Here is a 14302-nt window from a genome sequence, read left to right as displayed (position 1 = left end):
AACAATATCTAATCATTTGTTCTATTAAAAACGTGTAACCTCAGCTTTAATATTCGCTAGGAAGTCCTCGAAAGAAATTGTTTCTGAGTCTTTTGAGCCGTAGCGACGCACGTTAACACCGTTTGCCTCAACTTCTTTATCTCCAATAACAAGCATGTAAGGGATCTTTTTCATTTGTGCTTCACGGATTTTGTAACCAAGTTTTTCTTCACGGTCATCCATTTCAACACGTAAACCTGCTGCTGTCAACTGTTCTTCGATTTGTTTTGCATAATCAAAGTGTGCTTCGTTCGATACAGGAATTACCTCTACTTGAACTGGCGCTAACCAAGTTGGGAATGCACCTTTGTATTCTTCAATTAAGAATGCTACGAAACGTTCCATTGTTGACACAACACCACGGTGAATTACAACTGGACGGTGTGGTTTGCCGTCTTCACCTACGTATGTTAAGTCAAAGCGTTCTGGTAATAAGAAGTCTAATTGTACAGTTGATAACGTCTCTTCTTTACCGATCGCTGTTTTTACTTGTACGTCAAGTTTAGGACCGTAGAATGCAGCCTCACCTTCAGCTTCGAAGTAGTCTAGGCCAAGCTCATCCATCGCTTCTTTTAACATGCTTTGCGCTTTTTCCCACATTGCATCATCATCAAAGTATTTCTCTGTATCCGCAGGGTCACGGTAAGAAAGACGGAATGAGTAATCTTTTAAATCAAAGTCTTTGTACACTTCTAAAATTAATTGTACAACTTTTTGGAACTCTGCTTTAATTTGATCAGGACGAACAAAAATATGTGCATCGTTTAAAGTCATCCCACGTACACGTTGTAATCCTGAAACAGCACCAGACATTTCATAACGATGCATTGTACCAAGCTCAGCAATACGTAGTGGTAAGTTACGATATGAGTGCATGCTATTTTTGTAAACCATCATATGGTGTGGACAGTTCATCGGACGCATAATTAATGTTTCATTGTCCATTTCCATTGGTGGGAAAATTGAATCTTGGTAATGATCCCAGTGACCAGAAGTTTGGTAAAGCTCTTTTGAACCAAGTACTGGTGTGTATACATGTTTATAACCAAGAGATAATTCTTTATCTACAATATAGCGTTCGATAACACGACGGATTGTTGCACCATTTGGTAACCAAAGTGGTAAACCTTGACCAACTTTTTGAGAAGTTGTGAATAACTCCAATTCTTTACCGATTTTACGGTGGTCACGTTCTTTTGCTTCTTCTAACATTTGTAAGTGATGCTTTAATTCTTCTTTTTTGAAGAAAGCAGTACCGTAAATACGTTGAAGCATTTTGTTATCAGAGTTTCCTCTCCAATAAGCACCTGCTAATGATAGTAATTTAAACTCACGTAGTTTACCTGTTGATGGTACATGAATACCACGACAAAGGTCGAAAAACTCACCTTGATAGTAAATAGACACTTGCTCATCAGCTGGAATCGCTTCAAGTAATTCTAATTTGTATTCATCGCCAATTTCTTCATAGATTGCTTGTGCTTCTGCACGGCTTACATTTTTACGCTCTACTTCTAGATTTTCAGCGATAATTTTTTTCATTTCTTTTTCGATTGCTGGAAGGTCTTCAGCAGTGATTGGTGTTGGTGCATCAATATCATAATAGAAGCCACCTTCAATAACTGGACCAATGCCAAGCTTCACTTCTGGGAATAAACGTTTAATCGCTTGTGCTGTAAGATGGGCAGTTGAGTGACGAAGGATTTCTAATGCTTCCCCATCATCTTGCGTAATAATTGCAATTGTTGCATCTTCTTCAATTGGTGTTTTTAAATCTACTAATTCCCCATTTACTTTACCTGCATATGCTTTTTTACGAAGTCCTGGGCTAATAGATAATGCTACATCATCAGTAGATGTACCTTTTGCAAATTCCTTTACAGCGCCATCAGGGAACGTTAATTTAATCATATCTGACATTTTTTTGCACTCCTTATTTGGTTGTTTTTGTGATGCACGATGAAACAATGGACTTTATGTTTAGTGTAAGTTTGAGCAATAAAAACTCCTGAAAAACAAAAAAGCCCCGTCCCTCACAAAAGGGACGAAGCGTATGCTCGTGGTTCCACCCTTCTTCCTTCCGACAAAATAGTCAGACGAAGCTCAAGGCTAGCTAACGGGCTAGGGACCGGCGAAAGATATTCCCTTTCGCTGCTCAGTAGGTAGTAAAAAATGTGCCCAAACTAGGAAGCTTACAGCCGATGACTTCCCTCTCTAAAAGCTGTTACACAAAATTCATGTCCTCATCATTGCATTGTGATATATAGTATATGTGACAGTATACGCTCGATTGTCGTAAAATGCAACTGCCAATATTATAAACGTCGATTTTTGCCACGCATTTCAATTGGTTCTGTTAAAGCTTTAATACGTTCCATAATACGTCCAGCTTTCACAACCTCAATTCCTTTTTGGGACTGAGCTAAATGATGTTCTAATTCATCATAATTAAAATTGGAAGTAATGAATGTTGGCAATTGCTCTGCCATTCGATAATGGAAAATAGTACCCAAGATTTCATCGCGCGTCCAAGCTGACATCGTTTCTGCTCCTAAATCATCAAGCATTAACACGGGCGCCTTTTTCACATAATCTATTTTGTCATTTAAAGTATTGTCACCGATAGCATTTTTCATTTCACGTAAAAATTCAGGTACGAAAACAACGACTGAACGAATCTTCTTTGAAGCTAGTTCATTAGCAAGTGCACCAAGCACAAAGGATTTTCCTACACCGAACTTTCCATATAAATAAAAACCTTTCGTTGGAAGCTTCCCTGTTTCCTCAGTTTTCTTAACAAACTGTGCCGCTCTTTGCGCAATAAGGACACGAGATTCATCATCAATCATTAAATCTTGGATTGTCGCCTGAAGCACATCTTTCGGCATATGCATACTGGCAATCATATTAGCAACATCACGACGTTCATCCTCACGTACCTTTTGTTCACAGCGTACGTAATCAATTTCTACCGTATTGCGTACTACACGTAATGTTGGAATAAAACCTTTTAAATAGTTTGTACAATGTGCTGTATTATCGCAGCCACAGCAAACAGTAGATTGACTAATAAATTCATGAAGCTTTGGTAAATTGCGTTCGACGGCATCATAGCTAAGCTCTTCAGCATGCTCTGCTAAAAAAGCTTGCACTCTAGGGTGTTCTAAAATTTCTCTACGCATCGCTTCATATCGCTCTTGAAATGATGGTACATTAATTGCTCTTTTTAATGGCTTGTTAATTGGTTCGATTGCCATTCACCTACCTTACTTATCGCTTTTCCCTAGCATTGCTAATATTTTTTGACGCTCTTTTTCAAAATCCATTGCACTTGAAGAAGATGCGCTTTCTTCAGGTTGCTCATTACGCTTATAAAACCACTCAGGCACCTTTTCCTTACGCTGATTGTCTACTCGACCTTTAGCATATTGGTTATTTTTAGTCGGTGTCTGTGGTTTATTTTTCCACGTTGTATATTTATCATGTTCTTGGCGTGCAAGCTCCATTGCTTCCTTCGCCGTCTTAATATTTTTTCGTACCCAATGGTCGGCAATCGTTTCTACATACTTCTTTGGTAGCTTCATATCCGTGGAGAGCATGACATACTCAAGGAGTGCATTGACTACGCCTACTGGCATACCATGTTGGACGATTAAGCTCTCAGCTAGCTGGACAGATGTTTGCAATGGTTCTTTCCCATTATTAATATCTCGTAACACTTGGACAGGAGGTGTTGATTCTAAATAATGTTGCAACTCCTCATCCTTCGTTTTTTGAACAGCATCTACCTCTACTGGGGAAGCAAATACTTTTGCAAGTTTCGGTGGCTCTTTAGAAACGGTGAGTTTATAAAAATCAGCTGCTGCTTTTCGCAAACGTTCTAATGAAATACCTAAATCGTCATCAAGTGCTAAAATAACAACTTTTTGCATATCCAACGCAGTTAAATGATATAAGAATGCTAGTTTCGCAATTGTTTCGCGCACTTCAAGCGTCAATAAATTTGCTGGTACTAACTGGTCAGATAAACCTGCCTGTAACAACTCAAAATCAAATTGCTCAAAATAAAACGGATAAACCTTTTGCGAATTTTCTTTGCTTTCAATCCCACCTTGCAGGTCTGTAGGTATATTGGTGTTGACTGGTTTAAAAACATCCATAAAGGCACGTGATACATCTTTAAATTCTGCACCTCTTACAGGTTGAATAAAACGTTGGCGCAACTTCCGATACGCCTGTTCTCCAATTTTACTAAACAAAAACATAGACAATAGTGGATCTTTCATAAAGCTATCTGCATCAAGAGGGCGCATGAGCTCATATACAAAGCATCGCTGTTCTTGCTCTTCTTTTTTCCATGTTCGCAATAAACCGATTGCTTCAAGGGCAATACGCGCTTCGAACACTTTGCCTATTGGCAGCCCGAGCACATTCATTAAATAATAATGATTCATTTGCTGTCTTGGCATTTGCTCTGCTTCAGCCCATAACGTTAAATAAAGACTAATTGGTTCAGCACCAGTTAGTGGTTGATAAAATAACGTTACTAATTGACGTTCCATCGTGGAAAGCGCATGAGGTAGACGAATGTCAAAAGTATCTGCTGGTTGCAATTCTTTATACAAATGAATCAACGTCATTCACCCTCTCTGTTTTTCCTATGATTTTTGCTCTGTTTGACGTTGAATAATTTCTTTTATTTCCTCGATAAAAACATTGATATCCTTAAACTGGCGATAAACCGAAGCAAAACGAACATAGGCAACTTCATCGATTTTTGCTAAGCGGTCCATCACCATTTCTCCAACATCCTCTGATCGTACTTCAGCATTTCCAATACGTCGAAGGTCTTTTTCAATAGACATTACCAGTGCCTCTAATACATCTAGAGCGACAGGACGTTTCTCACAAGCACGAATAAGACCGCGCAAAACCTTCTCGCGGCTAAATTCTTCCCGTGAGCCTTCTTTTTTCACAACGACTAACGGTGTCTCTTCAATTTTTTCAAACGTTGTAAAACGAAAGCCACACGACTCACATTCACGACGTCTACGTATTTCTTTATTATCATCTACTGGCCTCGAATCCACTACACGTGTTCCGTTAAATTGGCAAGAAGGACATCTCATATTTTTACTCTCCTGATTCCACAACAATTTGATATTTATATTATAACAAATTTCCTACAAGTAAGAAAAGCTCATTCATCCAACCGGAGTATGGCAGATGCTTTCAGACCTAGAACAGTGTACATTTTCCCTCATTTTCTTTTTAGCAAACAATGTACTAGAAGCGTCTTGAATAAGACGAAAACAACAAAAAAATGCTTTTGCAATTGCTAATTCGTTCCCAAATAAAAAGTTCATGCACACTACTGTCGGAACGCACGCAATATAAGCAGCAGCAGATGGCGACTTACATCGTGCCCTCGAAAAGCGCAGTGGATTTTTACACTTTAGAGTCAAATAGTATGCTTATAAAAAAAAGCACATTGAAACCATTAAGATTTCAATGTGCTAAGACTTCATTAAGCGCTAACTGTTTCTAATGCTTTTGCAACTTTTTTCACTAGGTCTACAACACGTGCAGAATAGCCCCACTCGTTGTCGTACCAAGCAAGTACTTTCACTTTACGATTTCCCATTACCATTGTGGAAAGTCCATCAACTGTTGATGAGAAAGTTGTTGTGTTGTAATCAATAGATACAAGCGGCTCGATTGAGAAGTTTAAAATGCCTTTCATTGGCCCCTCAGTTGCAGCTTTCACAAATGCAGCATTGACAGAATCTACTGTAACATCAGTATTTAAATCTACAACAAGGTCTACTAATGATACATTTGGTGTTGGAACACGAAGTGCCATACCGTGAATTTTACCTTCCAATTCAGGTAACACTAATTTTAATGCTTTTGCAGCACCTGTTGAAGTTGGAATAATAGATTGTGCACAACCGCGCGCACGACGTAAATCTTTATGTGGATTATCTAAGTTTTTTTGGTCATTTGTATATGCGTGAACTGTTGTCATTAAACCGCTTTCGATACCAAATGTATCATTTAACACTTTTGCTACTGGTGCTAAGCAGTTTGTTGTACAAGAAGCATTTGAAATTACGTCATGTTTTTCAACATCAAGCTTTTCATCGTTTACACCTAAAACAATTGTAACATCCTCGTTTTTACCTGGTGCTGTTAAGATAACTTTTTTTGCGCCTGCTTCAAGATGCATAGCTGCTTTCTCACGATCATTGAATTTACCAGTTGCTTCAATTACAATATCTACACCCATTGTAGCCCATGGTAATTTTAATGGATCACGTTCGCTAATAATTTGGACATGTTTACCATTTACAATTAAAGCATCGCCCGCTGGTTCAATCGTACCTTCGAATGTTCCGTGATTTGTGTCATACTTAATCAAATGTGCTAACGTTTCTGCTGGGTAGCTTGCATTAATTGCAACAATATTTAAACCTTCCTGTACGATCGCTTGGCGGAATACCATACGTCCGATACGTCCGAAACCGTTAATAGCAACTGAGACTGTCATTATAAAATCCTCCTGTGAGTGCATACTCATATTCATTATATACTTTATGATGCTTTATGCTAATTAGTATAACACAATTTTAAAAAAGATGAACATTATATATCCATAATAAAAAAGTTCTTATTTTCTGAAAAATAGAACCTTTGTAGAAATGAAAAAATTCAGTACTTCATCCTTATTATTTCGCATAAAAGCAAAAAAATGCGCAGCAATTATCGCTGCGCAAAAGAATGCATTTGGCTATTACCGTTGATTTCCGCTCTGGGCAGGCGCTTTCCGCGGGCACACCGTAAGCCGCAACCCTCGCTACGCGCGGTCTGTTGCGTCTTACGTTTTGTGCGTTCCCGCAGGAGTCGCCTGCCCTCCGCTCCAATCAACTAAACAACGTAAATCGTGTTTTGCTAACTTAAAAAAACGATTATTCAGATATGAAAAACATCTTTATAAAGGGGATTTGATCAAATAGGATGTTCAATTGGGTATTTGAATGACATTTCAATTCTAAAAAGACTAAAAAAATAAAAAGAGACATCAAGAGTAAACTTCTTGATGCCTTTGACAGTACTATTATCCCCGCACTTTTCTAAAGTACGCCCCAATGAGTAAGAATCTTAATTAACTGCTCTTCTGTTTGCTGTAAATTTTCATTGTTATAAATGACAGCATGTGCACTTTTTTCTTTCACAGACATCGGTAACTGCGAATGCATGCGTGCTAGCGCATCTTCTTTTGATAATTGATTGCGCTCCATTAATCGTCGAAGCTGCACCTCTTCGCTAACTGAAACTACAAGTATGCGCTCAACAAAATGCTGCAATTTGCTTTCGAACAGTAATGGAATATCCATCACGACATGTTTTTGTCCTGCCTCTAAATATGCATCACGTTGATGGAGCATTTCCTGACGAATAGCAGGATGCATAATATCATTTAAAATTTTTCGTTTCGCAGGCTCATGGAAAATAATATCCCCAAGCTTTGGACGATTTAGATTGCCGTCATCAAGCAAAATATCTTCGCCAAAATTTTGAACAATGAGTGCTAACGTTTCCGTTCCTGGTTTTACCACATCACGTGCAACAACATCTGCATCGACAATCGGTAAACCAAGTGCTGTCATCATTTTTGCGACTGTACTTTTGCCACTCGCAATACTTCCTGTTAGTCCGATAATCATATTTAATTCCCCTTTAATGTTGACAATTTGGACAAAATACAGATGTACGTCCACCAATTGTCATTTGACTCGTCTCTGTACCACACACCGGGCATATTTTCTTTCCATACATTTGTAATCGGTTTTGCATGCTCCCTGCTTCACCGTTAATATTTCGATAATCCGAAATTGTCGAACCTCCTGCTTCAATGCTTTGACGCAGAACGGCAACAATTGCATCAAAAAGTGCACGTTTACGCTTTTCACTTATGCGGTTCATTTTGCGGGCAGGGTGAATTTTTTGTGCAAACAGCGCCTCTGTGGCATATATATTGCCACAGCCCGAGATAACTTGTCCGTCCATAATAACTTCTTTAACAGACTTTTTCTCATATTTCGGTAGCAATGATTTAGCTATAAAATAATCGCTCGCAGCCTCATCAAACGGTTCAGGCGCCATTTTTGTTAGTGGTGCATGATCTTCTATTTTCGTTAAAAACCGCAGCTCACCAAAACGACGAATATCAGAGTATATTAAATAGCCGCCGTCAGCCATTTGAAAAGTCGCATGAATATGCTTTTTAAATTTTTCCTCATTGATATCTTCAGGAGTGTCCACAATAAACCATGCACCTGTCATGCCTAAATGACTGACCAAAACATAGGACAATTCCTCTTTCATCAAATGAAAAAATATATATTTTGCACGACGCTCAATTTTCGTAATCTTCATTTGAGATAATGCCATCTCAAATGCATCCGGCTCAGCTTGCTTCACTATACATTGCTTTCCTTCATCATAAGAAAAGCGAATAACTTCTGAAAGCTGTACCTGCTTTATTGTGCGACCTTCAATTTCTGGCTTTAATGCCTGTACGACACCTTCTACCTCTGGTAATTCAGGCATTGTAACCCCTCCTTACTTTGCATCGTACCATGTTGCCCCAAAGTCAAAGTCCACTTTCAACGGAACATTTAGTTCAATGGCATTTTCCATTACTTCTGGCACGATTTTTTCTAGTAATGCAATTTCTTCTCTAGGTGCTTCAAAAATTAATTCATCGTGTACCTGTAGAAGAAGCTTTGCTTTCATGTTTTCCTTTTTCAAGCGTGCATCCATATCTATCATGGCTTTTTTAATAATGTCTGCAGCACTTCCTTGAATCGGTGTATTCATCGCTGTACGCTCCGCAAAACTACGTAAATTGAAATTCGAACTTGTAATATCCGGTAAATAACGACGGCGATTTAATAACGTTGTGACATAACCATTAAACTTCGCATCTTGTACAATTTCATCCATATATTTTTTAACACCTGGGAAGCTGGCAAAATATTTCTCAATAAAAATAGCTGCTTCCTTACGTGTAATATCTAAATTTTGTGATAAACCATAGTCACTAATTCCATAAACAATCCCAAAGTTAACTGCTTTAGCAGCCCTACGCATATTGCTATCAACTTCTTCTGCAGTAACATGGAAAACATCCATAGCTGTACGTGTATGAACATCCATGCCTTCGCGGAAAGCTTCCACTAAGTTTTTATCATCAGACATATGCGCTAAGACACGTAATTCGATTTGTGAATAGTCAGCGGAGAAAAGAATCCAATCTTCTTGTGATGGCACAAATGCCTGACGTATTTTACGACCTTCCTCTAAGCGTATAGGAATATTTTGTAGATTAGGATCTGTTGAACTTAGACGTCCCGTTGACGTTAGTGCTTGCTGGAAGCGTGTATGCACTTTACTGTCCGCTTCATGAATTTCTTTTAGCAAACCTTCAATGTAAGTAGATTGTAACTTACCAAGCTGACGGTACAATAAAATATGCTCGATAATGGCATGTTCAGGCTTTAATTTTTCCAACACATCAGCCGCTGTGGAATAACCAGTTTTCGTTTTTTTAATGACTGGCAACCCAAGCTTATCGAAAAGTATCACGCCTAACTGCTTTGGTGAATTAATATTAAACGCTTCTCCTGCTTCAGCATAAATTTCCTGCTCTATAACGACTAGCTTATTACTCAACTCTTGCCCCATCGTTTCAAGTGTTGAACGATTCACTGTGATGCCTTCGCTTTCCATCTCGCTTAAAATCGAAGCCAATGGTAGTTCTAGGTTTTTATACAAGTCAAACTGTTCATTTTCCTTTAGCAATGCCTCTAGCTTAGGTTGTAATTCCCACACAGCAAACACTTTTCGACTGGCATGTTCAGCTAAAATTTCGATAGCAGGAATAGCACGTTTTGCTCCTTTTCCATAGACTGCCTCATTAGCTTGCACTTCACGATATCCAAGGTCTTTTGCTAGTGTAGCCACATCATCACCGCTAAGTGCCGGATTATTGATATAAGAAGCTAGCAATAGGTCAAACTCGACACCTGCTAAATGAATGCCTACTCGTTTCAAAGCTGCCTGTGCTGCCTTCGTATCTGAAATATATTTAGTTTTAGTTGCATCCTCTAGCCAACGACGAAGTTCATCTGATGTAGTGACCACATCGAATGGCACATAAAACGTATCAGTACCATCAGTTAATGCGATACCTAACTGCTGACAAGTATGATAATGCTCGTCCTCTAACTCTAAATGTATCGCCATGACATCCTTTAATTGCTCTGGCTTTACCTCTTGCATAATGTCATAGTCAAATGGAGCACGTTGTTCTTCTTCCACAGAAAAATCACTTTTTTCAAGTAGTGATTTGAAGCCAAGCTCTTGCCACACACTAATTAACTCTTCTTCATTTGGCCCACTGTAAGCAAGGTCATTAAAAGTTACTTCAATTGGCGCCTCTGTAAAAATTGTAGCAAGCTTTTTACTCATAAGTGCCTGTTCTTCATTTGCAACTAGCTTTTCTTTCATCTTTGAAGCTTTTAGCGTATCCATTGCTTCATATAATGCCTCAACTGAACCATGCTCTTTTAGCAATTTAACAGCTGTCTTTTCTCCAACACCAGGTACCCCAGGAATATTATCTGAAGCGTCCCCCATGAGACCCTTCATATCTATAATTTGAAGAGGTGTTAAACCATACTTTTCTTCAATAAATGCAGGCGTATTTTTTTCAATTTCAGTAATACCTTTTTTCGTAATGTACACTGTTACCTTCTCTGTTGCCAGCTGGGTAAGGTCGCGATCTCCTGACACGATAATTACTTCCATATCCTGTTCTGCAGCTTCTTTCGCTAATGTTCCTATAATATCGTCGGCTTCGTACATTTCAAGTTCATAACGCTTAATCCCATAAGCATCGATAAGTTTACGAATATAAGGAAACTGCTCTGATAGTTCTGGTGGCGTTTTTTGGCGGCCACCTTTATATTCTGTAAATGTATCGTGACGGAACGTCGTTTTACCTGCATCAAAAGCAACGAGCATCTTCGTCGGTTGCTCTTCCTCTAAAATTCTTTGCAACATTGTTGTAAAGCCGTACACAGCATTCGTATGAATACCGCTATCATTCGTTAGTAATGGCAACGCAAAAAATGCACGGTAAGCTAAACTATTACCGTCTAGTAATAGTAATTTTTCCTTAGTCATTTTATTATCCTCCTGAAGTCGTCGTTCTTTTAATTGTAAAACGAAAACGTATGTTTGAAAATGCTCTTTCCTCTACTTTATCGGGAAAGTAAACTTTTTACCAATCATAGGACGCATATCAGATAAAAAATTCATGTGTATTTCTGCTAAATCCATAAAAAAAGTCAATTGCAAATTGCAATCGACTCACCTACTATTATTGACTTACATTATTAACTCTTTCTTTACGGTGGAATATTTCCTCATAAATAACTGTCATAATGAAGGCATTCATAAAAGCAATAACGAAAAATAAAGGCATTCCACCTAGCGTTAAATGTGTTAGCCCTGTACTGAATACCATAATCACACCGATTTGTGATAAGAAGAAAATAAAGCCAATTCCAACTTGCCATATTGGACGTTTTTCTTTACGTTTCTCGTACCAGAACATTTTTTTGAAAACTTTTCGTACATCCTCTGCAATGACTAAACTTAATAAAAACAAAATTACAAAAAATACCGGAATATAATAAACACTTTTCGTCACCCATGCAAAATCAGTTATACGGAAGAAAAGTGTAAAAAGCGATGCAATACTACAAGCAATCCCTAAATTTTGGAGCCACGTGCTAAAATATAATTTCACAGCTATTACCCCCATTTGTCATTTCTAAACATCATCATTTTATCAGAAAATAGCAATCTATAACACCACCAATTATTTGTTTGCATTATTTTCTTTGTTTTGGTGCTAGAAACTTTAAACGGAACAAAAGAGAAAAAGTGTTAGAATGACGGCCGTCAATCTAACACTTTTTTTGCTAACAGTTGAAGTCTACTATGGGGGTGCTTTCCGCAAGGGTCACCACCTCCACTACCATCAACTAATGTATTAAACCCCTGCAAGGATTACAATATTATTCTATATAGCCTGATAATAGTTTTGCATATGGTGAAGTTGAAGGCAATATGATGACCGTATCTTCACCAACTGTTTTCTTATATGATTCTAATGTGCGGTATAGTGAATAAAATTCAGGATCTTTCGAAAATGAGCCATTGTAAATTTTCGCTGCCTCCGCTTCTCCTTCCGCTTGAATCAATGCCGCTTCTTTGTTGGCTGTTGCTAGCATTTCTTGCACTTCTCTATCTGTTTGTGCTTCAATACGGCGTTTATCCGCATCACCTTCTGATAAATATAGCTGTGCAGTAGATTGACGTTCAGAAACCATGCGCGTAAATACAGACTGCTCGTTTTCTGCTGGCAAGTCTGTTCGACGAATGCGCACATCTACTACTTCAATACCGTACTTATCGTTTAGTAATAGTTCATTCACACGTGCTGTCACACGGTCATTTAAACTGCCTCGTGAAGAGTTTTCATCATTAATGATTTCATCGTATTTTAGTTGACCAAGCTCTGTTCGAATAACCGAATAAATAAACTCCGCCATCCTAGATTCCGCCTTCGTTAGCGTTCCAGCATTGGAGATAAGCGCTTTCGGATCTGTAATACGCCACACAGCATAGTTATCAATTATGATACGTTTTTTATCCTTTGTATTAATTTCTTCCTCTGAAATATTATAAGTTAATTGATTTTTCGGAAGTGTTGTCACGGTTTGAATAAAAGGCACCTTCATTTTCAAGCCTGGATCACGTTCAAACTTTACAACTTCACCGAACTGTCGAACTACTGCATATTCAGATTCTTTTACAATATACACATTAGCAAAGAGAATAACCGCAACAGCAAAAACAATCGTTAATGTTACAACAAGAGAAATGTACTTTTTAGGATTTAATGGGCCCTTTTTTGACATCTTAATTACCTTGTCTCCATCACTAGAAGCAGTATTTTTTGATTTCCCCGATAAAAAACTTAGAAATTTTTCAAGATCTTTATTTTTCTGGTCCATTAATTACCGCTCCCTTCTTTTTTCTCTGGCGATGATTGTTGCTCTGTTTGTGCTTGTTGTTGTGTTGGTGCTTGTTGTTGTATAGTTGGTTGTAACGCCTGTAGTGGTAAATACTTCATCGTACTACCATCATCATTCATAATATAAATTTGTGCCTTAGGTAACACATTTTCAAGAGTTTCTAAAATTAAACGTTCGCGTGTAATTTGTTGATTACCTTTGTATTGCTCATACATTTTATTGAAAACTGCTACATCCCCATGTGCTTGTTCAATACGTGCTGTTTTTGCACCATTTGCTTTTGAAATAATCGCATCTTTTTCACCATTCGCTTCACTAATTCGTTGGTTTTTGTATTTTTGAGCTTCATTCGTTTTTGTATTTTTTGTCTCACGTGCGTCTGTTACGGCTGTAAATGCTGCACGTACCTCTGCATTCGGTAATTCTACATCCTGCAATTTAACACCTAATACACCAATTCCAATATCATATTTGTCTATGAGTGAAACAAGCAATTCTCTTGTTTTTGCTTCAATATCTGCTTTTCCATCTGTTAGCGCAGCATCAATAGTCGAACTACCAATTATGGAGCGAATCGCGCTTGATGTAGCGCTATGTAAAATTTCTTCTGGATTTTGTGCATTAAATAAGTACTTACGAGGATCTGTAATTTTCCATTGAACAACAAGATCTGTTAGAACAATATATTCATCACCTGTAATCATTTTCGTTTCTGCATCAAAGGCTTCCAATTCGCCTTCTTTATTTTGCTTATAACCAAACTGTAAACTGAATGTTTCTCTCGATAAAATCTCAACTGATTGTACGGGCCAAGGTAATTTAAAATGTAAGCCTGGATTTGTGACCATCTCATCAGCACGACCAAATGTTATAACAACAGCTTGCTCCGATTCATCGACTGTGTACCACGAAGTAAATACAGCGATAAGTGCTACAATGCCGAATATCCCAAGTCCCACCATCATTAGTGTCTTTTTCACACTCATGTCTGTTCCTCCCTTTTGCTTAGTACTATTGTATACGGTATAGCTTTTAAAAAGATTCAAAATAATTTCATAAAGTAAACTCAGACTATAGACAAAGAAAAA

Annotated in this window: 11 protein-coding genes; all 11 read right to left on the bottom strand. The window is 38.0% G+C overall.

All coding sequences use genetic code 11. The features are described 5' to 3' along the window. Window positions 1-24 precede the first annotated feature (24 nt). On the bottom strand, window positions 25-1959 hold the full coding sequence (gene thrS, locus NSQ74_RS10155; protein WP_340823100.1) for a threonine--tRNA ligase: 1935 nt from the start codon (window positions 1957-1959) through the stop codon (window positions 25-27). A 395-nt stretch (window positions 1960-2354) separates the two neighbouring features. After that, a complete protein-coding gene (gene dnaI / locus NSQ74_RS10150; protein WP_340826441.1) occupies window positions 2355-3290 on the bottom strand; it encodes a primosomal protein DnaI in 936 nt (311 codons plus the stop codon). 15 nt (window positions 3291-3305) lie between these two features. Continuing rightward, entirely contained in the window at window positions 3306-4679 is a 1374-nt protein-coding gene (locus tag NSQ74_RS10145; protein WP_340823099.1) for a replication initiation and membrane attachment family protein, read from the bottom strand. A gap of 18 nt (window positions 4680-4697) precedes the next feature. Next, the gene (gene nrdR / locus NSQ74_RS10140) at window positions 4698-5168 is read right to left on the bottom strand and encodes a transcriptional regulator NrdR (protein WP_172772392.1); all 471 of its coding nucleotides are present in this window, start codon (window positions 5166-5168) and stop codon (window positions 4698-4700) included. 398 nt (window positions 5169-5566) lie between these two features. After that, window positions 5567-6589: a glyceraldehyde-3-phosphate dehydrogenase gene (locus NSQ74_RS10135; RefSeq protein ID WP_340823097.1), complete on the bottom strand. Its 1023-nt coding sequence runs from the start codon at window positions 6587-6589 to the stop codon at window positions 5567-5569. Between the two features lie 583 nt (window positions 6590-7172). Next, complete coding sequence (gene coaE / locus NSQ74_RS10130) at window positions 7173-7766, bottom strand: dephospho-CoA kinase (protein ID WP_340823095.1); 594 nt, start codon at window positions 7764-7766, stop codon at window positions 7173-7175. Between the two features lie 13 nt (window positions 7767-7779). Then, the gene (gene mutM / locus NSQ74_RS10125; RefSeq protein ID WP_340823094.1) at window positions 7780-8652 is read right to left on the bottom strand and encodes a bifunctional DNA-formamidopyrimidine glycosylase/DNA-(apurinic or apyrimidinic site) lyase; all 873 of its coding nucleotides are present in this window, start codon (window positions 8650-8652) and stop codon (window positions 7780-7782) included. Window positions 8653-8664: 12 nt separating this feature from the next. Beyond that, the gene (polA, locus tag NSQ74_RS10120) at window positions 8665-11292 is read right to left on the bottom strand and encodes a DNA polymerase I (RefSeq protein WP_340823093.1); all 2628 of its coding nucleotides are present in this window, start codon (window positions 11290-11292) and stop codon (window positions 8665-8667) included. Between the two features lie 196 nt (window positions 11293-11488). After that, window positions 11489-11920: a DNA polymerase I gene (locus NSQ74_RS10115; RefSeq protein ID WP_340823091.1), complete on the bottom strand. Its 432-nt coding sequence runs from the start codon at window positions 11918-11920 to the stop codon at window positions 11489-11491. Between the two features lie 271 nt (window positions 11921-12191). After that, complete coding sequence (hflC, locus tag NSQ74_RS10110; RefSeq protein ID WP_340823089.1) at window positions 12192-13193, bottom strand: protease modulator HflC; 1002 nt, start codon at window positions 13191-13193, stop codon at window positions 12192-12194. Then, window positions 13193-14200, bottom strand: coding sequence for an FtsH protease activity modulator HflK (gene hflK / locus NSQ74_RS10105; protein WP_340823088.1), 1008 nt, complete (start codon window positions 14198-14200; stop codon window positions 13193-13195). The genes hflC and hflK overlap by 1 nt, the downstream gene beginning before the upstream one ends. Window positions 14201-14302: the final 102 nt, after the last annotated feature.

Origin of the sequence: Lysinibacillus sp. FSL W8-0992 (assembly GCF_038008685.1) — a bacterium.
Classification (GTDB): domain Bacteria; phylum Bacillota; class Bacilli; order Bacillales_A; family Planococcaceae; genus Lysinibacillus.
This window is presented reverse-complemented; position numbering and strand designations above follow the sequence as displayed.